This window comes from Lysinibacillus sp. CNPSo 3705 (assembly GCF_028674935.1).
Lineage (GTDB): Bacteria > Bacillota > Bacilli > Bacillales_A > Planococcaceae > Lysinibacillus.
The window spans coordinates 1-20,713 of sequence record NZ_JAQZSD010000072.1; the positions used below are offsets into that span (position 1 = coordinate 1).

The 20,713-nt window shown below is 37.1% G+C and carries 28 protein-coding genes; 6 read left to right on the plus strand and 22 right to left on the minus strand.

The window, feature by feature from the left end:
- Window positions 1–361 precede the first annotated feature (361 nt).
- The 4 genes from PVA17_RS21255 to nusB all read right to left on the minus strand — a co-directional run bounded on the left by PVA17_RS21255 (window position 362) and on the right by nusB (window position 3,220).
- Window positions 362–631: a hypothetical protein gene (locus PVA17_RS21255; protein ID WP_274068877.1), complete on the minus strand. Its 270-nt coding sequence runs from the start codon at window positions 629–631 to the stop codon at window positions 362–364.
- A 343-nt stretch (window positions 632–974) separates the two neighbouring features.
- Window positions 975–1,790, minus strand: a complete 816-nt coding sequence (locus PVA17_RS21260; RefSeq protein ID WP_132356663.1) for an undecaprenyl-diphosphate phosphatase — start codon at window positions 1,788–1,790, stop codon at window positions 975–977.
- A 149-nt stretch (window positions 1,791–1,939) separates the two neighbouring features.
- Window positions 1,940–2,806, minus strand: a complete 867-nt coding sequence (gene folD / locus PVA17_RS21265; protein ID WP_274068878.1) for a bifunctional methylenetetrahydrofolate dehydrogenase/methenyltetrahydrofolate cyclohydrolase FolD — start codon at window positions 2,804–2,806, stop codon at window positions 1,940–1,942.
- Window positions 2,807–2,839: 33 nt separating this feature from the next.
- Window positions 2,840–3,220, minus strand: a complete 381-nt coding sequence (gene nusB / locus PVA17_RS21270) for a transcription antitermination factor NusB (RefSeq protein ID WP_100544800.1) — start codon at window positions 3,218–3,220, stop codon at window positions 2,840–2,842.
- A 241-nt stretch (window positions 3,221–3,461) separates the two neighbouring features.
- On the opposite strand from nusB, the gene PVA17_RS21275 reads away from it, so the two are divergent.
- Both PVA17_RS21275 and PVA17_RS21280 read left to right on the plus strand, forming a co-directional pair.
- Window positions 3,462–3,629: a DUF2197 domain-containing protein gene (locus PVA17_RS21275; RefSeq protein WP_274068879.1), complete on the plus strand. Its 168-nt coding sequence runs from the start codon at window positions 3,462–3,464 to the stop codon at window positions 3,627–3,629.
- Between the two features lie 193 nt (window positions 3,630–3,822).
- Window positions 3,823–4,992, plus strand: coding sequence for an MFS transporter (locus PVA17_RS21280; protein WP_132356666.1), 1,170 nt, complete (start codon window positions 3,823–3,825; stop codon window positions 4,990–4,992).
- Window positions 4,993–5,075: 83 nt separating this feature from the next.
- On the opposite strand, the gene PVA17_RS21285 is transcribed toward PVA17_RS21280, so the two are convergent.
- The gene (locus PVA17_RS21285) at window positions 5,076–5,486 is read right to left on the minus strand and encodes an Asp23/Gls24 family envelope stress response protein (RefSeq protein ID WP_132356667.1); all 411 of its coding nucleotides are present in this window, start codon (window positions 5,484–5,486) and stop codon (window positions 5,076–5,078) included.
- A gap of 539 nt (window positions 5,487–6,025) precedes the next feature.
- Here PVA17_RS21285 and PVA17_RS21290 point away from each other — a divergent pair.
- Together PVA17_RS21290 and PVA17_RS21295 are read left to right on the plus strand one after the other, a co-directional pair.
- A complete protein-coding gene (locus PVA17_RS21290) occupies window positions 6,026–7,342 on the plus strand; it encodes a S1 family peptidase (RefSeq protein WP_274068880.1) in 1,317 nt (438 codons plus the stop codon).
- A 129-nt stretch (window positions 7,343–7,471) separates the two neighbouring features.
- Window positions 7,472–7,771 (plus strand): hypothetical protein, encoded by a 300-nt coding sequence (locus PVA17_RS21295; protein WP_132356668.1) that lies wholly within the window; start codon window positions 7,472–7,474, stop codon window positions 7,769–7,771.
- Window positions 7,772–7,837: 66 nt separating this feature from the next.
- On the opposite strand, the gene PVA17_RS21300 is transcribed toward PVA17_RS21295, so the two are convergent.
- From PVA17_RS21300 to PVA17_RS21310, 3 genes are all read right to left on the minus strand, one after another.
- Window positions 7,838–7,993: a hypothetical protein gene (locus PVA17_RS21300; protein WP_274068881.1), complete on the minus strand. Its 156-nt coding sequence runs from the start codon at window positions 7,991–7,993 to the stop codon at window positions 7,838–7,840.
- Window positions 7,994–8,071: 78 nt separating this feature from the next.
- Window positions 8,072–8,230, minus strand: a complete 159-nt coding sequence (locus tag PVA17_RS21305) for a hypothetical protein (protein ID WP_274068882.1) — start codon at window positions 8,228–8,230, stop codon at window positions 8,072–8,074.
- A gap of 215 nt (window positions 8,231–8,445) precedes the next feature.
- Window positions 8,446–8,628: a hypothetical protein gene (locus tag PVA17_RS21310; protein WP_132356669.1), complete on the minus strand. Its 183-nt coding sequence runs from the start codon at window positions 8,626–8,628 to the stop codon at window positions 8,446–8,448.
- 338 nt (window positions 8,629–8,966) lie between these two features.
- Here PVA17_RS21310 and PVA17_RS21315 point away from each other — a divergent pair, with 338 nt between their 5' ends.
- The gene (locus PVA17_RS21315) at window positions 8,967–9,275 is read left to right on the plus strand and encodes a hypothetical protein (protein ID WP_274068883.1); all 309 of its coding nucleotides are present in this window, start codon (window positions 8,967–8,969) and stop codon (window positions 9,273–9,275) included.
- Between the two features lie 338 nt (window positions 9,276–9,613).
- Here PVA17_RS21315 and accC read toward each other — a convergent pair whose 3' ends face one another.
- The 13 genes from accC to PVA17_RS21380 form a co-directional block, all read right to left on the minus strand.
- Complete coding sequence (gene accC, locus PVA17_RS21320) at window positions 9,614–10,972, minus strand: acetyl-CoA carboxylase biotin carboxylase subunit (RefSeq protein ID WP_132356670.1); 1,359 nt, start codon at window positions 10,970–10,972, stop codon at window positions 9,614–9,616.
- A 13-nt stretch (window positions 10,973–10,985) separates the two neighbouring features.
- Entirely contained in the window at window positions 10,986–11,486 is a 501-nt protein-coding gene (gene accB / locus PVA17_RS21325; RefSeq protein ID WP_248716403.1) for an acetyl-CoA carboxylase biotin carboxyl carrier protein, read from the minus strand.
- Between the two features lie 190 nt (window positions 11,487–11,676).
- On the minus strand, window positions 11,677–12,234 hold the full coding sequence (locus PVA17_RS21330; protein WP_132356672.1) for a SpoIIIAH-like family protein: 558 nt from the start codon (window positions 12,232–12,234) through the stop codon (window positions 11,677–11,679).
- The gene (locus PVA17_RS21335; RefSeq protein ID WP_274068884.1) at window positions 12,235–12,654 is read right to left on the minus strand and encodes a hypothetical protein; all 420 of its coding nucleotides are present in this window, start codon (window positions 12,652–12,654) and stop codon (window positions 12,235–12,237) included.
- A gap of 62 nt (window positions 12,655–12,716) precedes the next feature.
- Window positions 12,717–12,860, minus strand: coding sequence for a hypothetical protein (locus PVA17_RS21340; protein WP_166672062.1), 144 nt, complete (start codon window positions 12,858–12,860; stop codon window positions 12,717–12,719).
- Between the two features lies 1 nt (window position 12,861).
- The gene (locus PVA17_RS21345) at window positions 12,862–13,773 is read right to left on the minus strand and encodes a stage III sporulation protein AE (RefSeq protein ID WP_274068885.1); all 912 of its coding nucleotides are present in this window, start codon (window positions 13,771–13,773) and stop codon (window positions 12,862–12,864) included.
- A gap of 12 nt (window positions 13,774–13,785) precedes the next feature.
- Window positions 13,786–14,163: a hypothetical protein gene (locus PVA17_RS21350; RefSeq protein ID WP_248716406.1), complete on the minus strand. Its 378-nt coding sequence runs from the start codon at window positions 14,161–14,163 to the stop codon at window positions 13,786–13,788.
- A 5-nt stretch (window positions 14,164–14,168) separates the two neighbouring features.
- A complete protein-coding gene (locus PVA17_RS21355; RefSeq protein ID WP_012295089.1) occupies window positions 14,169–14,378 on the minus strand; it encodes a hypothetical protein in 210 nt (69 codons plus the stop codon).
- A 135-nt stretch (window positions 14,379–14,513) separates the two neighbouring features.
- Window positions 14,514–15,521, minus strand: coding sequence for an NAD(P)H-dependent flavin oxidoreductase (locus PVA17_RS21360; protein ID WP_274068886.1), 1,008 nt, complete (start codon window positions 15,519–15,521; stop codon window positions 14,514–14,516).
- Between the two features lie 238 nt (window positions 15,522–15,759).
- Window positions 15,760–16,317: an elongation factor P gene (gene efp / locus PVA17_RS21365; RefSeq protein WP_132356677.1), complete on the minus strand. Its 558-nt coding sequence runs from the start codon at window positions 16,315–16,317 to the stop codon at window positions 15,760–15,762.
- Between the two features lie 17 nt (window positions 16,318–16,334).
- Window positions 16,335–17,396, minus strand: a complete 1,062-nt coding sequence (locus PVA17_RS21370; RefSeq protein ID WP_274068887.1) for a M24 family metallopeptidase — start codon at window positions 17,394–17,396, stop codon at window positions 16,335–16,337.
- A 2-nt stretch (window positions 17,397–17,398) separates the two neighbouring features.
- Window positions 17,399–17,833 (minus strand): type II 3-dehydroquinate dehydratase, encoded by a 435-nt coding sequence (gene aroQ, locus PVA17_RS21375; RefSeq protein ID WP_132356679.1) that lies wholly within the window; start codon window positions 17,831–17,833, stop codon window positions 17,399–17,401.
- A gap of 60 nt (window positions 17,834–17,893) precedes the next feature.
- On the minus strand, window positions 17,894–18,319 hold the full coding sequence (locus PVA17_RS21380; protein WP_132356680.1) for a hypothetical protein: 426 nt from the start codon (window positions 18,317–18,319) through the stop codon (window positions 17,894–17,896).
- 170 nt (window positions 18,320–18,489) lie between these two features.
- Between PVA17_RS21380 and PVA17_RS21385 the strand changes: the two genes are divergently transcribed.
- A complete protein-coding gene (locus tag PVA17_RS21385) occupies window positions 18,490–19,422 on the plus strand; it encodes a DUF1385 domain-containing protein (protein WP_132356681.1) in 933 nt (310 codons plus the stop codon).
- A 168-nt stretch (window positions 19,423–19,590) separates the two neighbouring features.
- Here the strand turns inward: PVA17_RS21385 and PVA17_RS21390 are convergent, their stop codons facing one another.
- Window positions 19,591–20,499 (minus strand): NAD(P)H-dependent flavin oxidoreductase, encoded by a 909-nt coding sequence (locus tag PVA17_RS21390; RefSeq protein ID WP_274068888.1) that lies wholly within the window; start codon window positions 20,497–20,499, stop codon window positions 19,591–19,593.
- Window positions 20,500–20,713: the final 214 nt, after the last annotated feature.

Genomic DNA, 20,713 nt, shown 5'->3' on the forward strand with positions numbered 1-20,713 from the left:
GACGGATAAAACAGGCCAAGTGACGGTATGAATCCCCGGAGCGACGGTATGAAAATGAAACGACGGATTGATCTGCTGAAGCGACGGATTTAACTGGCCATGTGACGGGAAGAACCCACGGAGCGACGGATAAAACAGGCCGAGTGACGGTATGAATCCCCGGAGCGACGGTATGAAAATGAAACGACGGATTGATCTGCTGAAGCGACGGATTTAACAGGCCGAGTGACGGTATGAAAATGAAACGACGGATTGATCTGCCGAAGCGACGGATTTAACAAGCCATGTGACGGGAAGAACCACCGAAGCTACGTATGACTTTAGTTTTGTCAAATTGTCCAGCTTATGTTGGAATTCGCCGCTAAAAGTGTGAGTTGCTAACCAAAGGAAGAACGCCACTAAAACTTGAAAGAGCCAGAATCGCTGATAATGTATCAAATATCGCTGATAAAAGAGTCAGAATCGCTGATAAAGCATCAAACATCGCTGATAAGAGAGCCAGAATCGCTGATAAAGCATCAAGCATCGCTGATAAGAGAGTCAGAATCGCTGATAAGAGAGTCAGAATCGCTGATAAAGCATCAAACATCGCTGATAAGAGAGCCAAAATCGCTGATAAAGCATCAAACATCGCTGATAAAAGAGTCAGAATCGCTGATAAAGCATCAACTGTTCTTCAACGCTGACTTTAATTTTGTCAAATTGTCCAGCTTATGTTGGAATTCGCCGCTAAAAGTGTGAGTTGCGCTGCTAACCAAGCAAGGAACGCCGCTAAAACTTGAAAGAGCCAGAATCGCTGATAAAAGAGCAGAATGAAAGCGAAACGACGGATAAAACAGGCCATGTGACGGGAAGAATCACCGGAGCGACGGATAGAAATCGTCGAAATGACGGACAGGAGTCGAATATCTACATTTCTTTTTCTTAACAAACAAGAAAACCTCACAACTTCATAAAATTATGAGGCTTTTACATTAATAAAATATTAATAGAAGCGTCCCTACAAGAAAGCAATAATATGTAAAGTAGCTAAGCTTGCCACTTTTCATGATGCCCATAAACCAACGCATTGCAAAATAAGTCATAAATAATGTCACAATAAATGTCGCAGCATATGGAATTGCTAATGCACCTTTATTTGGCTCATCTAAAAAATCAGAAATCCCAAGGACAACTCCACCAAGACTTACAGGAATATAGAGCATGAAGGAAAATCGTAAAGCGGTTTCCTGTTTCATACCAACTGCAATGGCTGAAATAATGGTTGCTCCTGAACGGCTAATACCAGGTGTTAATGCTACAGCTTGACCAAGACCTACGATGATGGCGTCTTTCGCAGTCAAATCCGCATCCCTTTTCTTACCACGCATATTACGAATTAGCCATAGAGCAATACCTGTTACAAATAGCATAAGTGCTATCGTTGTCATACTAACATTATCCGCAATAACATCGCTTAACAAAACACCTAAAACGCCCGCTGGAATAGAACCAATTACTATGAAAATGGCGAAACGAAAATCAGCTTTATAACGGTTCTGTCGAGTTTTCAAATACAGGAAAAAATTTGTAATGAGTCGGACAATATCCTGTCGATAAATATAGACAATAGCCAGTAATGAAGCTGTGTTCGTTAAAATAGCAAAAGTAAAACCTTGCTCACCAAGACCAAGAATTTCACTTGCAATCATAACATGTCCGCTAGATGATACAGGAATTGGCTCTGTAAACCCTTGTACAAGACCGATAATAATATGTTTAATGATCAGTATTAAATCTATGTTTTCCATAAAAACCTCCCTATTCATATGTATGACCCAAACGTTATATTAGACGTTAAAAACAATACAAAAGTTCTTGAAATACTCAGAAAATAAACGATACAAAAAAACTACCTCAATAAAAATTGAGATAGCTTTTTATAAAGAGTCATTCAAAATTATAACTTAACTGTATGTGCAAGCTTATTTTCTGCTGCTTGAACTGTGTTGAATAGAAGCATAGTAATTGTCATTGGTCCTACACCGCCTGGTACTGGTGTAATGTGAGAAGCAATACCATCGATCTCACTAAAGTTTACGTCACCGCAAAGCTTGTTGTTTTCATCACGATTAATGCCAACATCTATAACAACTGCGCCTTCTTTAACATGTTCCTTCGTAATAAAGTTTGCACGTCCCACTGCTGCAATTAAAATATCTGCTTGTTTAGTGAATGAAGGTAGGTTTGGTGTTTTGGAATGCGTATATGTAACGGTTGCATCTTTTTGTAGAAGTAGTTGTCCCATTGGTTTCCCCACGATATGACTACGACCCACGATGACCGCGTGCTTTCCTGCTATTTCAATTCCTGAATATTCAAGAAGTTTCATTACGCCAAACGGTGTACAAGGCAAAAATGTTTCTTGGCCAAGCATCATTTTCCCAACACTTACTGGTGAGAAGCCATCCACGTCTTTTTCCACAGCAATTGTGGCAATAACAGTATCCTCATCAATATGTTTAGGGAGTGGTAATTGTACTAAAATTCCATGAATATCTTCACGATTATTTAATAATTCAATTTGCGCTAATAATGCATCCTGTGTAGTTTCTTCCGGCAGTTTGATTAACTCAGAAAACATACCAATGGCTTCACAAGATTTTTGCTTATTTCTCACATATGTAGCCGAGGCTTGGTTGTCTCCTACTAAAACAACCGCTAAGCCTGGTGTTAATCCTTGCTCTTTTAAACGCGTTACTCGCTCTGCTACTGAATTACGAATTTCTTGACCAATTTCTTTACCATTAATAATTGCACTTGACATAGACCTTAGTTACTCCTTCCAATTCAACACATTTTATTGTTCTGTAAATTTAGAAAGTACGCCATTAACAAATTTCGACGAGCCATCGTCGCCAAATGTTTTGCATAACTCGATTGCTTCATTAAGTACTACTCTTTTTGGTGTTTCTGGCATGTATAAAATTTCGTATACAGCTAGACGTAAAACCGTTCTTTCAATTTTTGGTAAACGGGCAAGTGACCACTTTTCAAGATGCTGCTCTAAAGTAGCATCGATTTCCTCTAAATGTTCAACTGTTCCAGTAACAATCTTTTCGTAGAAGACGTTTGTTGGTTGGCCTTTAATATGGCCCATTGCTTCTTCTACTGTTAGTTCAGTATTGTCTAGCTGAAACAAAACTTGCAACGCTTTTTCGCGTGCCTCATGTCGTTTCATGTAAAGCTCTCCTTCTTAAGTGGCATTAAGGTTTATAATAGCATAAATTCGTACGAGAAACACGAATTCAAACAAGTTTTCAATAATCTGATACCTTTTTCAAGCAAGTTTTTGCTTATTTTAACACCCTTCAATCAACTTTATGAAATTTAATGTTAAAAAATGAAAATCCATTATTATTGTTTAAATAACAAGAATGTTATAATCAAGGAAAATAATCTCATTTTCCGAGGTGTTCATTATGCATTATGAAGTTATTTGTACGAGCTGTAAAAGAACTTTCAAGCTATCTGAAGGTGAGGAACAATATAAGCAATACAAAGAACGTAAATCCCACTTATTTTATTGCGAGAATTGTAAACATAAAATTCGTTTTGATGCCATACGAAACTTCTTTAGGAATTATTAATGGAGAAAACCTGCTTCACTGCCCTTGGAGCATCAAAGGAGATTTATTGAGTCAACTTGTATAACTGCGATCTAATACTGCCACACTGAAACAAATCTTTTGACCCTATAGTTACTATAGGGTTTATTGTATTACATGGAAATATTCTAGTAGATTTAGATTCATTTATCGTGAAAAATTGAAGGAGAACAAAATGAACAAGAAACAAATTTTAACCTTAAGTATTTTATTATCGAATTTATTCATTGCCTTTTTAGGCATTGGTTTAGTTATACCGGTGCTACCAACAATCATGAATGAGCTAAAAATTTCAGGCTCTGTCGTTGGTTATATGGTAGCAGCATTTGCTATTACGCAACTTATTGTTTCACCGATTGCTGGTAAAATGGTGGATACTATTGGCCGAAAAATTATGATCGTTGCGGGTCTTTTTATATTCGGTTTTTCAGAGCTACTATTCGGGCTCGGACGCACAGTTGAAATACTCTTTATCTCGCGTATGCTAGGTGGTGTAAGTGCTGCCTTTATCATGCCGGCGGTAACTGCCTATATCGCTGATATTACAACATTGACACAACGTTCAAAGGCACTGGGCTTTATGAGTGCAGCGATTAGTACTGGCTTTATTATCGGACCTGGGATCGGTGGATTTTTGGCCGAATTCGGAACACGCATACCATTTTACGCTGCAGGTATACTTGGATTTTTAGCAGCTATCTTGTCAATACTATTACTAAAAGAGCCAACACGTGCTTTAGATGATGTAGAGTCTGCTCCATCAATTTTAGGCAGTGTGAAACGTATTTTCAGCCCACTATACCTTATTCCATTCATCCTTATTTTCGTACTGTCCTTTGGTTTAGCTGCATTTGAATCGTTATTTAGCCTATTTGTGGATCATAAATTCGCATTTACGCCTTCAGATATCGCGATTATTATTACGGGGAGTGGAGTAGTCGGGGCCCTTGCTCAGCTAGTGTTATTCGATTGGCTGACAAAGAAAATGGGCGAAATTAATCTTATCCGTTATTCACTCATCCTTTCTGCTGTTTTAACATTTGCTATGACCATTGTTAGCCACTATTTCGCAATTTTATTTGTCACATTCTTTATTTTCGTCGGCTTCGATTTAATCCGTCCTGCCGTTACCTCTTATTTATCGAAAATTGCTGGTAATGAACAAGGATTTGTCGGTGGCATGAACTCCATGTTTACAAGTCTTGGGAATATCTTTGGTCCTATTTTAGGGGGAATAATGTTCGATATAAATTTAAATTACCCATATTACTTTGCGACAATTGTTTTAACAATCGGCGTAATTCTTGCTTTGTTCTGGAGAAAGCCGAAGCATATTGAAATATAATAAAGTAGCGATACTAATCACTGCTAATCAATTTCCGTTAACAAACGTAAAAAGAAGGATTGCCCTATAGGCAACCCTTCTTTTTATTCTTGTACGGCTACTTCTTCTTTTTCAAAGTGAATACCTGTAATATGTACATTCACTTCTGCTGTTTCAAGTGCTGTCATATTATAAATCGCTTGGCGAATTTGCGTTTGTACTTCCTTCGCCACTTTCGGAATTGTATAGCCGTATTTTACAGAGCAAAATACATCAATGGCAATCTCACCAGTTTCAGTAACACCCGATTTAATGCCCTTATTGTGCACTTTTTTACCGAAGCGTTCTACTACGCCAGTAGCAATATTACCACGAGTTGCCGCGACTCCTTCTACCTCGTTTACTGCTATTCCAGCAACAACCTCGATTACTTCCGCTGCTACTTCGATTTTCCCAAGTTCTTCTTTTCCAGAAGGCGTTGGTTGTACGAAAGATTGTCCTACTTTCTCTGCCATACAAATATCATCCTTTCCCTTACACATCACAAACAAATGCTGTACTTACGCTTATTATACTATAAAAAGGAAGGTTTGGCTTCGTAAAGCCGATTTAATTTATTTTGGACAGGTAATATCGATAAATTCAATAAAGACTCGATAAATACGAAAAGTGAAAACAGTCGCTACCTCATAAATATATTTTTCATCCTCCCTCTTAGTAAATTAACCAAAATTAGAGTCCAATCCTCCCTACTAGCTATTTTGCACCAGGAAACCTGGCGTTAATTTTATCACATACGACTTTCAATAATCCATAATGATAATAAGCTATAATTCACTATATATGAATCAATTTCATAAATCATATTTTCCAAAAATATCATGAACAAAAAAGAACTAAATAGTTTCAATTAGGATAGAAAAAAATTCCTTTCATTTTTTTAGTTCCCACTCCCTCTAATCAATTAACAGAATTTTCTGTTAACTAGTTTACAATATTAAATAATTATGTTTAAATTCAAGATAATACTACTAAAAGGGAGTGAGAATTAAAAATGATAACAGAATACAAAGTTTTTATTGTACCTTTAGTTTTTGTCTTTGCTTTATTGTTACTTAACACCAATGTCAGGTCTACTTATGCAAAAAAGCTAGAAGATTTGAGTAACTTTAGTAAGTTAGACACAAGTACAAAAAACACTATCCAACAATACCCTTTAGAAGTTCAAAAGAAACTTGTAACACAAGCAACAGAAATGAACGATGTTTTTAATATTCTCGACAAAGTATTCGGAAGTTACGAAGCGTTCTCCGATAAAGGCACTATATATCTATCAAATAGTGGTGAAATAATTATTGGATTAACAGGCATTTCAGATGAAAAATTAAATACTCTTAAGGCTTCTCTTCAGGTTATAGATGAAGATAATTTAATTAAATTTGAATCAGTAAAATATAGTATTAATGAGTTAGAACAAATTCAAGACGAAGTAGCACTAGGTGTTCAAAGGTTAATTGAAGATAAATCTGTAATTACAGACCTTGATTTGATTGACAAAAAAATAACTGTTTCTGTAGAAGATTTAAAAACAGATGAAGAACAAAAAATTTTATCATACCTAAATCAAAATAATTATATAGATTTAATTCAATTAAAATCACATGATAAATCAATGAATCTTTATGGTGAACTAGCAAGAGCAAGAAATTGGACAAAATTAGGTGGAGGAATCCAAATACGTAATGCTTATGATCATCTGTGTACTACAGCGGGGATAGGAAAGAAAGGAACAAATTACTTTGTATTAACGGCTGCACATTGTCTCGATTCCAACAATACTTATGTCAAACAAGATACTGCTACTCTCGGTGTTGTTCATAGCAGAGGGCATTATTCCAATATAGACGTAGGGTTAATCCGTGTTACAACTGCAAGCACAATTACACGATATGCAACAAATTATTTTTATGAGCTTGCAGAAAATAAAGATGATTATGATAGACGAGTGACTGGAAGTAGCACACCTATTCAAGGTCAATTCGTTTGTAAATCAGGAATTACAACAGGTGTAACATGTGGAAATATATCTACATTAAAAACAACATATATTGATCCCAATGGTTTAGCACCAGGAACAAGAAATGTAGCTAAAATAACTCCTTTAAGCGGCGTTGACTATTCTCAACCTGGAGATAGCGGTGCAATTACTTATGACCCTTCTACCTATAGAGTAGTGGGGATTCATAGCGGTGGTGGTGGTTTAATAGGTCTTATGACAAGGATCAACGATGTTATAAGTCTATATTCAGATTCAACTAATACATTTTCTATCTATTCAAGTTCTACAGATGCTTTATTAGTAAGTAAATAATCATTTTTTTAATCTTATTCCCCCGAACAGACAACGTTTGATACCTATTCGGGGGTTTGAAATTAAGAAGGAACATACATTAAAGTGTATAATTTATGAAAAAAACTATATGAAAGGAAGGGGAGTTCGGTGAAAACTTCTAAAGCTTTAATTATGTTATTTATTTTTACCTTTTTTTTAGTTGGATGTTCCCCATATAGTAACGATATTGGCCCAAATATTAAAGGAGAAGTTGTACAAATAGAAGGTGACAGATTTTTAGTAGTTGATAAAGAAAGACCAGAAATACGAAAAGTATGGTTTACTACGGATGAAATTTATACTGTACGTGTTGGATTAACAGTATCTGTATGGGCTTCTGAAATTACCGCTGTTCCTAATGAAAAGGGATTTGGGGAAGGAATTGCCGAAAAAATCATTATTGAGTAAAATAACAACCGCCATAATAATGAAGGGAAAGATGAACAATAAAGATCCTCTTTCCCTTGATTATTATTATTTTTTATCTTTGATAACCCCTTGTTTTCTTGCGCCATTATCTACGTTAAGTTTATTTCCATAGTCCATTTTCCCTTTATTTTCTGCTTCTTGAATCGTACAAAACATTGCTTCTTCGTTAATCACATCATAAAGGTCAAATAAGCCGGTCAAAAACCGACTTATTAAACACCCCAATTGTTGAATACGTGAGAATATCCAGTCGCTTCTCACTTTATTGTGAATATGTAGTTACGGTCTCTTATCAACAAATAATAAAATTAGCGTTGCCAATGGACCTAACACAAGAGAAAGTAAAAACCAATTAAACCCCGTTCTATTCTTTCCTTGTGCAAGTGCAGCATTGATCAACGCTAATGTACCCCAGCCTACGACATATTGATTATCCATTATCTGCCCCGCTTTCATTGAACACTGCACCGTCAGTATAGATTTTTCATACTTTTGATTATAACATATCCAAATTATATACTTCATAAAAGGCTAAATTCGAGAGGTAACCGGGCACCGGTGTCTGTTAAAGCAAATCGATTGATTATTTTCCAAAACGCCGAGCTTGGTTTTCGTGCATATTTAACGATTCCATAAAAATCGCCACTCCCATCTTAAATAACGTCCATCATTAGCTCGATTTCGGACGCTGCGTAAATTACGTTGTTGACCGTTAAAGGTTCTCCCATGAATACATATAAAGCGCCTTGACCTTCGCTGTAATATACGTCTGTTTTACGCCCAGTCCGTTCGAGTAGTTTGCGTTGGATATTAACAATACTGACTGCAATATTCATTCCATTTAATCCCCCTTATAATTCCGTTTGTTTAAGCGTCGAAACACATAAGATGATAAATACGACTGGCGATGTAAAACCGGTTTTAACCACGTATAAAGACGAAATAAAGGCGAAATGCTTCCTCATTACTTATACCCGAGAAATACAGTTTTCAAATTTCCCTCGATGAATCCACGCTGTCTTACCATTAATTTAGGCGGTCATTTAAAGGCAAATCGATTCAAGGCTTACTTCTGAAAAATCTTCCGCATTCAACTATTTAGTCACAAGAAGGAATATTAAAATAAAACGTTGAATTAAGTTTAGAAAATTAATGAATTGGAAGGTCATCTAAAATGCAAGAAAAATTAAAAAGTTTTATAAACGATCCCTGGTGGTTGATTTCAACAAGTATGTCTGAATCCTTAACGAAAGAGTTAGAGAAAGAACTTTCACAAAAACACATTCTCTACGGAAAAGAAGCTGTAGCAATGGCTAGAAGAGAAGATAATGATGATGTTATTTTTTGGATTAAAAAGCTAAATAAATATGCTGTTGTTCATTTAACATATTCAAAAGAAACTTCAAATGATTTCCCTATGACATTACTATTTACATTAAGTGAGTTAGAAGAATACTGTAAGACTGTTTCAAAATTTTATTAAACAAACGAAAACCTTGGCTCCCCTAACTTTCAACGGCCATTGTTAGCACAACGATTAGTCGTATTCTTTAATCGTTTGTTTGTGTGCCCGTTAGGCGGGTTTGTTCTTCATACAAATTAACGTCAATCATAATTGTTGTAGCAGTTCATTTCGTTTTTATTTGGATCGATATTTTCTATATCGAAAATACCTGTACGCTGACTATTTTTACGCACAAAAAAGACCCCCTAACGATTCAGTTTCGTTAAAGGGTCTAAAAATCGGAAATTCCGTTTTGTTTTATTCCTAATTCTATTTAGCTGACAAAAATCGCACAACTATTGCGCAAGTTGGTAACCTTACTTGCTTGTCCCCAAAACATCGTTCTCTTCTAGGAACTTCGTATTGAATTGCGCTGATTTGAACACGTCATTGTTCATTAATGCTTGGTGGAATGGAATTGTTGTATTGATACCAGGACCAGATACTTCAAATTCGCTAAGCGCACGATTCATTTTCGCAATCGCTTCTTCACGTGTATTGGCATGAACAATTAGTTTTGCAACCATAGAGTCATAGTATGGAGGGATTGTATAGCCAGCATATACAGCAGAGTCAATACGTACACCGTAGCCACCTGGAGTTACGTAAGTATCTACAGTACCAGCTGATGGCATGAAGTTTTTATAAGCATTTTCTGCGTTAATACGGCATTCAATTGCCCAACCATTTAATTGAATATCATCTTGAGTGAAAGGAAGTTTTTCACCAGATGCAATTTTTAATTGTTGTTGTACAAGATCTACACCCGAAATCATTTCAGTTACTGGGTGCTCTACTTGGATACGAGTATTCATTTCCATGAAGTAGAATTTATCTTCTTGATAGTCATAAATAAACTCGATTGTTCCGGCACCTTCATAGTTACAAGCTTGTGCAGCTTTAACGGCAGCGGCACCCATTTCAGCACGACGCTCAGAAGATAGCGCTGGAGATGGAGCTTCCTCTACTAATTTCTGCATACGGCGTTGAACAGTACAGTCACGTTCACCTAAATGTACAACGTTACCATAGCCATCCGCTAATACTTGGATTTCACAGTGACGGAAGTACTCGATGAATTTTTCTAAATAGACGCCAGGGTTACCGAATGCAGCAGCAGCCTCTTTTTGCGTAATTTCAATGCCTTTTACAAGGTCTTCTTCTGTACGAGCTACACGGATACCTTTACCGCCACCACCAGCAGTTGCTTTGATGATCACAGGGTAACCAATTTTAGCAGCCCATTCTTTACCTGTTTCGATATCTGGAACAATACCAGTACCCGGAACAAGTGGAACACCTGCTGCTTCCATTGTTGTACGTGCAACGTCTTTAATACCCATAATTTTAATAGAATCAGATGAAGGTCCAATGAACTTAATGCCTGCGTTTTCACAAGCCTCAGCGAAGTCAGCGTTTTCAGATACAAAACCGTAACCTGGGTGGATACCGTCTGCCCCCGTTTTTTCTGCTACGCTTAGTAAAGCCGGGAAGCTAAGATATGAATCTTTTGATAGCTTTGGCCCGATACAATATGCTTCGTCTGCTAATTTCACATGTAATGCGTCAGCGTCTGCTTCTGAGTATACGGCAACAGATTGAATGCCTAACTCCTTACAAGCACGAATGATACGCACAGCGATTTCGCCGCGGTTTGCAATTAAAACTTTTTTCATGGTTGTGCACTCCTTACTCAGCTTTTACAAGGAATAATGGTTGACCGTATTCTACTAATTCACCGTCTTTAACAAGTACTTCAACGATTTCCCCTTGAACTTCTGCTTCAATTTCGTTGAATAGTTTCATAGCTTCTACGATACATACGATTGTTTCATTACCAACTTTGTCCCCCACTTTAACGTAAGCTGGTGAATCTGGATTTGGAGATTGATAAAACGTTCCAACCATCGGTGATACAATTTTATGTAACGATGGGTCGTTATTTGCTGGTGCTGCAGCTGGTGCTTCTTCAGCTTTTGCTGGAGTAGCTGGTGCTACAGGTGCTGCTACAGGTGCAGACTGTTGTACAACAGGTGCAACTACTTCTTTTTTAGGTGCTACAGTATCAGTAACAACAACACCATTCTTTTTTAATTTAACTTTTGCGCCATCCACTTCGTAAACGAACTCATCAATCGAAGAAGAATCTACCAATTTAATAATTTCGCGAATTTCTTGAATTTTGAACATTTCTAACTCTCCTTATGAAATAAAATCTACTACAAACACTATTTTATATTTTTTTCGAACAATTTGAAATACTTTCATGCAAATTAAGTAAATATGAACAAAATAAAAGGCTTTCCTTTAATAAACGAAAGCCTTTTCATTATACTGATATATAACAATAGTTTTAAATAAACGGAAAATTCCTATTTTTTTAATAGTTATTCGCACTGAATTTTACTTGGACATCATTTGCGCCTTCCATCTCTGTTCTTACCAAGTAAATAATTTCATTTGCTTGAGCTTTTGACAGCTCCTCCGCCATAACCGTTACCTGTACTTTCCCACCATCTGCTCGTACAAACGCATCAGAGTAACCTAAAGATTTAATAAGCATTTCTAACATCGCTTCAGAGGATTCTTGTTTAATTAGGTTATCCATGTCATTATACGCCTTACTCTTTTCTTCTGCTGTGTAATCTTTTGAACCGATCTTCTGCTCTAATTGCGAACGGAGCTGGCTTCTTTCATCACTAACTTGCATGCGCATTTCTTCAAATAAATGACTTGGAGAAGATACTTCCTTCGTCTCTCCCTCTTTCGTTGCTTCTTGATCAGTCACACCCGTTACCGCAGTTTGCTGTAATGCGTCATCTGTGAAAATAGTTAGTCCATTAAATTGTTTTGCTGGATCAACCAAATAATACACTGAGATAACCGCTACTAGACTTAATAATGTCATAAACCAAACTGTTCTTCTACGTACGCGCATTTACTTTTCCTCCTTATTTTCCATTGGAACGATAATAATTCGATGAATCGGCAATTGCATTACTTGACTAACAACAGCACGAATTTCATTTTTCACAAAGATATCTGATGCTCCTTCTGAAACAATTAGTATCCCTGTTACTTCTTTCGTACCTTGTTCAGTTCCTCGAAAATATTGACTGAATAGTTTATTGTCATCCTTCTCAGCTGTCATATCTCCGTAATAAAAATAGACTTTAACCTCCCCAACACCTTTCATAGCCTTCAGTGTCTGCTCAAGTTTTTCTTCATTGGTCATCGATGTTACTTGCCCATTCGTTGTACCCGTTTGATACATTGGTAAAATGATGAAAATTCCCACGGAGGCAGCAATAAGCATTAAGACTATAAATGACGTTGTTTTTTTTCGTTTCTTTTCCACATCACTTGTACATTGCCTCCTTTCATCTTCTCTTTTTCAAGTGTATGTACGCTTGTTTCCTCCTATGAATTGATAAATGGAATCTTTAATAGCAATTGCAAAAATACTAACGTAATAACAAGCTTTGTAAGTGAAATTATTTCTTTATCATCTGTTAGAAACACAAATATCTGACAGATAAAGAGCATCGCTAATAAAAGAATCAATCTATCTCCCCCCAGCCATAACTTGCACAAAAACGATGAGGAATAAACAAGAAAACATAAATGAAAAAGCAATTAGAAATGATACAGCACACAAGGTAAATAGAGACTTACTAATATGATCAAGTAGTTTACAAATATCATCAAAAGCTATTGGTTCTAAAATAGCAGCTAACATTTTCAATGAATACGCACTGACAACAAGCTGAACTGTTGGAATGAACGACACGGTAATAACCGCTATAAAAGCAGAAATACTAGTAATAGAAGAGGAAAATTGTGTCATATGCTGGAACATCGAAAAACTATCTACTATAAAGGAACCAACAACCGGAATATTTTCCTCTATTAATTTTTTCACAGGCTCTGCAACAGCTGCGTTGACACTAAATGCAGCCACCCCACTCGCCGACATTAAAATGATGTAACAAATTACAGATGCCGAGACGATGCTCATAATGGTAAAACGAATCAATTCGGCAATTCTCGTAAACGAAATTTCTTTAACAATGACACTGCAGACATCAAACACAATGGCAAAAAGCACTCCTGGAATAAGCCATTTACTACTAATAATCGTTAAGACTTGTACAAAGAAAAGTAAAAAAGGCTGCCAAGAAGCAATCGCTGTAATACTGCTAGATAAAAGAAAACTTGAAGTAAGAATGGGATAAAATGCAGTAAATATATGCGCAAGCCCCTGTGCTATTTCGTCTATTAAATTAAATGAACTCACAACAACTGGTCCGATAGTTGCCAGTACAATAAGAAAAAAAAGTATCCTTGTCCCTTTTTCAAATTCTGGTAAAATCATATTAACGATCAAAATAATAATGACATAGCCACACAAAATAAGCGTCATCTTCAGCAATAGAAAAAATGGATCAGTTAAAAACGAAACTATTTGCTCTAGCAATGTCTTCGCCCCTTAGTTTAGCCGTTGTAAAATGGCCGACACCTCCTGTAAAACAGCCAAAAATTCCTTAAACCAGTACAACAAAATAACAATCTTGACCCCATCATAGACAATATGCCCGAGTACTTTATAGCTTTGTTCCACAAGTAAAAAAGACACCCATTGCCCTACATAGAAAAGGCTAGCACTTACTACAATTGCTTTTGCATATGGCAAAAAAGCTAATGTCTCAAGCAATTGCTTGATGAATGGCAATAGGAGTGTAGAAAACAACATACCAAACAGCAAAAACGAAAACATTACACTAATCAGCGCATGGAGTGGCTTTATGACTTCTTTTATAAGCAATAATAAAAGCAGCATGACGACAGCAACAATGACAATTTCCATTTACACTACCCGGAAGAGGTTAGCCATTGAAAGAATGTAAGAATTTCATTGAAAAATAGACGTAAAAATCGCAGTAATTCCGCTGTCATATATAAGTAGGCAATGAAAAATAGGAAAAATGAAAATTCTTTTTTTCCTGTTTGATCAAAGAAGACATGAAGAAGCGCAACTACTAGTCCCACTCCAGCGACTCTTAATACGTCTTGTAATTCCATTTCATACGCCCCCTCGTGTACAGCAATATATGTTGATACCCTCAAAAAAAGACCTCCATACATACGTATAGAGATCTTAGATTTTTATGAAATTAATGATGCCTTAGCATCACTTCATCCGGAATCGGAAAGAAGTTACAGCAGCGTGGCAATAATGCTGTTCACAGTACCTGGTTGTTTCACTAAATAGCTCTTTTCACCCATCCACATCGATAAATATTCGGCTTTGCCCTGTTTTGCACTTTCTTTACGAATAGTAGTAGTTAAATCATTTTGCAATGGATAAGGTGCTACAACAGCATCTTTCATACGTTCCGTAAAAGCATTGGCTAAGCCTCTTGCTGGTTTACCAGAAAAAGCACGAGTAATGGTCGTCTGCTGCGCTTTCGATTCAAGCAAGGCTTTTTTATAAAGTGGTGAAATTTCACATTCATCCGCTACTAATAAGGCTGTACCAATTTGAACCGCTTGGGCACCTCTTGCTAGTGCTTTACTTACATCTTCCTTTGTGACAACGCCCCCAGCAGCAATAATCGGTATGGCAATTTGTCCTACTACTTGCTCCAGTAAATCATGCAAATCAATTAATTGCATTGGTTCAGTGAAGGAACCTCGGTGACCGCCAGCTTCACCACCCTGAAGGACAACTGCTTGCATCCCTGCTTGTTCTACACGCTTTGCTTCCTCTAATGTAGTAGCTGTACCAATAACATAAACATTGTTATCCTTTAAACGTTGAATAACTTCTGCTGAAGGAATGCCAAACGTAAAGGAACAAATGGCGACATTTTCATCAAGAACAGCTTGTACTTGTTCTGCAAATACTTCCTTGGACGTGACACTTTGTACAGGTGAAAGTCCAAGCTCATCATAAAACGGTTGTAAAGCCATTCGAGCTTTTTGAAGTACATCGACATCAATACGTGGCTCTTCCTGCACAAATAAATTAACAGCAAATGGCTTTTTCGTTAGCTTTTTAACTTCCTGAATAAAACTTTTCGTTTGCTCCCCATCTAAATAGCCTGCTCCTATCGAACCTAAAATCCCTTCCTCTGCACAGGCAGCAACAAATTTTGGCGTAGTTACACCGGCCATTGGAGCCTGTATTATTGGAGACGTGGTCTCAAACATTGTTTGTAACATTGCATTCACTCCTTACTATTATTGTAAACAACTTTTCCAAATATGACCACATATCAAATAATAAAAACTCTTTTTATACAAAGAGGTTGCTATTTTTCTGGATCATCACCAAAACGTGTGGTTGATTTCCGTTGTGACTGACTTCCTCTATTTCAAGGGATGTTTGGGACACCCGCTGAAAGAAGTTAAAAAAACCTACCCTTTTGTTAAAAAGAGTAGGCTGAATGCTTTTTATTTATTAAGCACGAGAAACGTAAGAAGCTTCTTCTGTATTGATGATTAACTTATCACCTTGGTTTACGAAGAATGGCACTTGTACAATAAGACCAGTTTCAAGAGTTGCTGGTTTTGTACCACCAGAAGCTGTATCACCTTTGATACCAGGCTCTGTTTCTGTTACTTCTAGCTCAACAGTGTTTGGTAATTCAACACCTAGCATTTCACTTTGGTATGATTGAATGTGAACTTCCATGTTTTCTTTTAGGAATTTTAATTCATATTCAATTGCAGCTGAAGAAAGTTCAGTTTGCTCATATGATTCTAAGTCCATGAAAACATGATCGTCACCTTGTGCATAAAGGTATTGCATTTTACGGTTATCGATTTGTGCTTTTTCAACTTTCTCACCAGCACGGAAAGTTTTTTCATTTACTGAACCGTTACGTAAGTTACGTAATTTAGAGCGTACGAACGCAGCACCTTTACCTGGTTTAACGTGTTGGAAATCTAACACGCGATATAATTGGCCATCTACAATAATTGTTAGACCTGTACGGAAATCGTTTACTGAAATCATTTGTGTTCCTCCATAGTTTATAAAATAATAAGTTCTTTTGACGAATGAGTAAGCAGTTCATTACCTGTCTCTGTGATTAAAATATCGTCCTCGATACGTACACCACCGATTCCCGGTAAATAAACTCCTGGTTCAATCGTTACGGCCATACCTGGCTCTAGCACCGCTTCTGAACGTATTGATAAGCCAGGGCCTTCATGTACTTCAAGACCAATCCCGTGTCCTAATGAATGACCAAATGCCGCGCCATATCCTTTTTCTGTTAAGTAGTTACGCGCAATCGCATCCGCTTGAATCCCTGTGAAACCAGGGCCAACCTTTTCAAGTGCTAAAAGCTGGGAAGCAAGTACTGCGTTGTACATATCCACTAATTTTTCAGCTGGCTCGCCTACTGCCACAGTACGTGTAATATCCGAGATATAGCCATTGTACAATGCTCCATAGTCTAATGTGACAAAGTCGCCTTTTTCAATCACTTTATTCGTTGCAACGCCATGTGGTAAAGCTGAGCGAAGACCAGACGCAACAATTATATCAAACGAGGATTGAGTTGCTCCTTGTTTACGCATGAAAAATTCTAATTCATTCGAAACCTCAAGCTCTGTTTTACCAGGCTTGATGAAGTTTAAGATATGTGTAAATGCGTGATCAGCAATTTCACACGCAACCTTAATAATATTAATCTCTTGTTGCGTCTTAATCAAGCGAATTTTTTCAATTAGCCCAGAAATCGGCACTAAATCAGCTTGAATTTTATTTTTATACAGCTCATATGTGCCATAGCTAACAGTATCTTTCTCAAAGCCCAATAATTTGATACCCATATTTTTTACTTGTGTTGCAATTTCTTCAATAATCGTCGCCTCATGCTTTACAATTCGAAAGTCCTGTACTTGCGCAGCTGCTTGCTCTGTATAACGAAAATCCGTGATAAACACAGCATCATTTTGAGACACAATCGCTACGCCCGCTGTTCCTGTAAAACCAGTCATATAACGACGATTGTACTCGTTTGTAATTAAAATGCCGTCAATATTTTGTTCTTGAAGTGCCTTACGAAGCTTTTGTAATTTCATCATAATCAATTCTCCCTCTCAATAAATGTGCGTAATGCCAGTTCATAGCCTTTCGTACCTAGTCCACTGATTTGACCAAGGCATGCCGGAGCGAGATAAGAATGATGACGGAAAGCCTCACGTTTATGGATATTTGAAATATGTACTTCTATAACCGGCACAGAAATACCTGCAATTGCATCATGTAACGCGACGCTTGTATGGGTATATGCACCGGGATTAAAGATTATACCATCATATTTTTCGTCCTCTGCTTCATGTACCCAATCAACAAGTACCCCTTCATGATTAGATTGACGAAACTCGACAGTGGCACCTAAAGACGCCGCAAGATTCTGAACATTTTTTTTCACATCTTCCAATGTTTCGTAACCATAAATATGTGGCTCTCGTTTACCTAGTCGATTTAAATTAGGTCCATTCAAACATAATAACTTCACGCATACTCGCCTCTTTCTATGTACTTGCCATTATTTTATCATACAAGGCGCATACAGCAACTAATTTCCTTTTTGTGCTGTGTGCTCCTTTTGATGAAAATTCGCAGTTTCCAGCAAGAAACGTAAAAGACAAATAACAATGACCATGAAAGGGATCGAGAGTTTTTTAAAGGAAGAAGATTGTAAAGGCAAATCCAGAACAATCCATTCTAATGTCATGGACAAAAAAAGGCCAAGTAAAAAAGAAGATAGCACAGCTGGGATAATATAGACATATCGCAATGTAATAAATAATAAAAATCCAATTAAAAATAAGATGAGGATGAGAAAGCTCCATTGAAATAGTTTTGAGCTACCTTCAAACATATTCCACTTTTTATAAAAACCTATTGGATTCCATTTAATAAGATGAAAGTATTGAAGTCCCTTTAAACACAATGCTAAAACGAGTGCGTTGACGAGCGATGTTATACTAGCTACTTTCAAGTAAAATCCTCCTAACTTGTACCACGAGTATATGTTCAAGCGTTAATCATTTCCTAAACTGTACGATTAGTGTAACCATATAAAAATTTTACTATGCGTAACTCTAGAGGTTTTTCACTAAATTTAGTACAATGGTACAGTTGAAATATATAAAGAGAGTGGTGTTAGCCTTGAGCAATTCACCTGTATACGGGGGACAAGCACAATTAGAAGGTGTAATGTTCGGAGGAAAGGAACATACGATTACCGCTATTCGCCGTAACGATGATTCCATTGATTATTATCATTTTAAAAAAGTTCAAAACCCTATTTTACAAAAGCTTAAAAAAATTCCATTAGTACGGGGCGTTGTCGCACTGATTGAATCAGCTGGTTTAGGCTCTCGCCATATGCAATTTTCAGGAGACCGTTACGACGTTACACCTGGCGAAGAAGCAGAGCATAAAGAGGAAGGCTCGAGACTTCAAATGATTTTAGGAGTTGCAGTTGTAGGTATCCTTTCCTTTTTATTCGGTAAATTTGCCTTTACATTAATTCCTGTATTTATTGCAGATTTTTTCTCTAAATGGATAGAGGGCAAAACTGGTCAAATTTTACTTGAAAGCGGCATTAAGCTATTTTTACTACTTACCTATTTATATTTTATATCTTTAACTCCGCTAATTAAACGAGTATTCCAATATCACGGTGCAGAACATAAGGTTATAAATTGCTATGAAGCTGGTATGGACATAACAGTGGAAAATGTGCAAGCACAATCACGCTTACACTATCGTTGCGGTAGTAGTTTTATGCTGTTCACTGTGTTTGTAGGTATGTTTTTATATTTCTTCGTACCAACTGATCCACTTTGGTTACGCATTTTGGACCGTATTCTCTTAATTCCCGTTGTTCTTGGTATATCATTTGAAGTACTTCAAGCGACAAATGCATGCCGGAATATTCCTGTGTTACGCTTCCTTGGCTATCCAGGCTTATGGCTACAATTACTGACAACACGTGAGCCTAAGGATGAACAAGTAGAAGTAGCTATCGCTTCCTTCAATATGCTGCTTCAAGTTGAGCAGCAACCAGAAATCGCCGCTACTTTGAATCATGATTAATTAATCAATTATGCCTCGGCATAATTCTGTAACATCTGTCGGAGGCTTTAGGCCAGCTAATATTGGTCACTTAGCCATAGAATTCCACTAGTTAAGTGGATAAATGATCACCCACTAAAAGTTAAAGGGGCAAGTCCATATTGTTGGACTTGCCCCTTTTTATCGTTTTTATAATGACTGTACAGCAATTATTTGCTGCTTTGCTTTCTCGTACTCTACTTCCAAAGTTTTAAGTATTTCACGAACGGACTCGCGTTTGACAATGTTAGTGATGCCATGTCCGGCAGACCAAATATCTCGCCATGCCTTGACATTTACTAGATGTGTTAAATCAATGTCCTCTCTCGGCTTCAATGTTGCAGGATCAATGCCTTCCTTTAATAAGGATGGAATTAACACATTTACATGGACACCGCTAAAGGCGTCGGTATATAAAATATCAGAGGTATCACTGTCAATCACCATATTTTTATACTCCTCAGGCGCATTTCCTTCATCACAAGCTAAAAAACGAGTACCCATATAGGCAAAGTCTGCTCCCATTATTTGAGCGGCTAGTACGTCTGCACCGCTAGAGATGGAGCCTGATAAAATGATCGTTCCCGTAAAGAATTTCTTAACCGCAGATACAAAGCCAAATGGGTTCAGTTGCCCGCCATGCCCACCAGCTCCTGCACAAACAAGAATTAGTCCGTCTACACCTGTTGCCGCAGATTTTTCGGCATGTTTAACGTTCGCAACATCTGCATAGACCTTCCCTCCATAGCCGTGAACAATATCTATAACTCTCTTTGGATTACCTAATGAAGTAATAACAATTGGTGGCTGAAATTGTTCAATTAACTGTAAATCTTCCTCAAAACGTGGATTCGCTACAGGGTGACATATAAAGTTGACTGCCCATTGCTCAGTAGGTAGCGCCTTTTTTATTTCTTCTAGCCACTCAGCACATGCTGAAGCGGGTCTTGCATTTAATAATGGAAATGAACCGATAGCCCCTGCTCTACTAGCTTCAATAACCATCTTAGGGTTAGAAACTAAAAACATCGGAGCTACTATAATTGGTAAACTAGACATACACTCTCCCCCTTATACTTAAATATTTCGAGAGAGTTCCTGAAAATCCTACTAAAAAATTCAAATTTTTTGTTTGCCCCCACATCTTAGGGCATCCCCCTCATTAAAAAATATGGTTTTAGTTTTAGTTTGGTCGCTTATTTTAGAACCCTTGATATTTTAAGGGATTAAAATTATGAAATTAACTCAATTAATTATTTTGACCATATTGTTC

What these genes read in the sequence shown, in the direction of transcription:
- PVA17_RS21255 (WP_274068877.1), bottom strand. Translation starts at nt 631, where the DNA reads ATGTTTGATGCTTTATCAGCGATTTTGGCTCTCTTATCAGCGATGTTT.
- PVA17_RS21260 (WP_132356663.1), bottom strand. Translation starts at nt 1,790, where the DNA reads ATGGAAAACATAGATTTAATACTGATCATTAAACATATTATTATCGGT.
- folD (WP_274068878.1), bottom strand. Translation starts at nt 2,806, where the DNA reads ATGTCAAGTGCAATTATTAATGGTAAAGAAATTGGTCAAGAAATTCGT.
- nusB (WP_100544800.1), bottom strand. Translation starts at nt 3,220, where the DNA reads ATGAAACGACATGAGGCACGCGAAAAAGCGTTGCAAGTTTTGTTTCAG.
- PVA17_RS21275 (WP_274068879.1), top strand. Translation starts at nt 3,462, where the DNA reads ATGCATTATGAAGTTATTTGTACGAGCTGTAAAAGAACTTTCAAGCTA.
- PVA17_RS21280 (WP_132356666.1), top strand. Translation starts at nt 3,823, where the DNA reads ATGAACAAGAAACAAATTTTAACCTTAAGTATTTTATTATCGAATTTA.
- PVA17_RS21285 (WP_132356667.1), bottom strand. Translation starts at nt 5,486, where the DNA reads ATGGCAGAGAAAGTAGGACAATCTTTCGTACAACCAACGCCTTCTGGA.
- PVA17_RS21290 (WP_274068880.1), top strand. Translation starts at nt 6,026, where the DNA reads ATGATAACAGAATACAAAGTTTTTATTGTACCTTTAGTTTTTGTCTTT.
- PVA17_RS21305 (WP_274068882.1), bottom strand. Translation starts at nt 8,230, where the DNA reads ATGGATAATCAATATGTCGTAGGCTGGGGTACATTAGCGTTGATCAAT.
- PVA17_RS21310 (WP_132356669.1), bottom strand. Translation starts at nt 8,628, where the DNA reads ATGAATATTGCAGTCAGTATTGTTAATATCCAACGCAAACTACTCGAA.
- PVA17_RS21315 (WP_274068883.1), top strand. Translation starts at nt 8,967, where the DNA reads ATGCAAGAAAAATTAAAAAGTTTTATAAACGATCCCTGGTGGTTGATT.
- accC (WP_132356670.1), bottom strand. Translation starts at nt 10,972, where the DNA reads ATGAAAAAAGTTTTAATTGCAAACCGCGGCGAAATCGCTGTGCGTATC.
- accB (WP_248716403.1), bottom strand. Translation starts at nt 11,486, where the DNA reads ATGTTCAAAATTCAAGAAATTCGCGAAATTATTAAATTGGTAGATTCT.
- PVA17_RS21330 (WP_132356672.1), bottom strand. Translation starts at nt 12,234, where the DNA reads ATGCGCGTACGTAGAAGAACAGTTTGGTTTATGACATTATTAAGTCTA.
- PVA17_RS21350 (WP_248716406.1), bottom strand. Translation starts at nt 14,163, where the DNA reads ATGGAAATTGTCATTGTTGCTGTCGTCATGCTGCTTTTATTATTGCTT.
- PVA17_RS21355 (WP_012295089.1), bottom strand. Translation starts at nt 14,378, where the DNA reads ATGGAATTACAAGACGTATTAAGAGTCGCTGGAGTGGGACTAGTAGTT.
- PVA17_RS21360 (WP_274068886.1), bottom strand. Translation starts at nt 15,521, where the DNA reads ATGTTACAAACAATGTTTGAGACCACGTCTCCAATAATACAGGCTCCA.
- efp (WP_132356677.1), bottom strand. Translation starts at nt 16,317, where the DNA reads ATGATTTCAGTAAACGATTTCCGTACAGGTCTAACAATTATTGTAGAT.
- PVA17_RS21370 (WP_274068887.1), bottom strand. Translation starts at nt 17,396, where the DNA reads ATGATGAAATTACAAAAGCTTCGTAAGGCACTTCAAGAACAAAATATT.
- PVA17_RS21390 (WP_274068888.1), bottom strand. Translation starts at nt 20,499, where the DNA reads ATGTCTAGTTTACCAATTATAGTAGCTCCGATGTTTTTAGTTTCTAAC.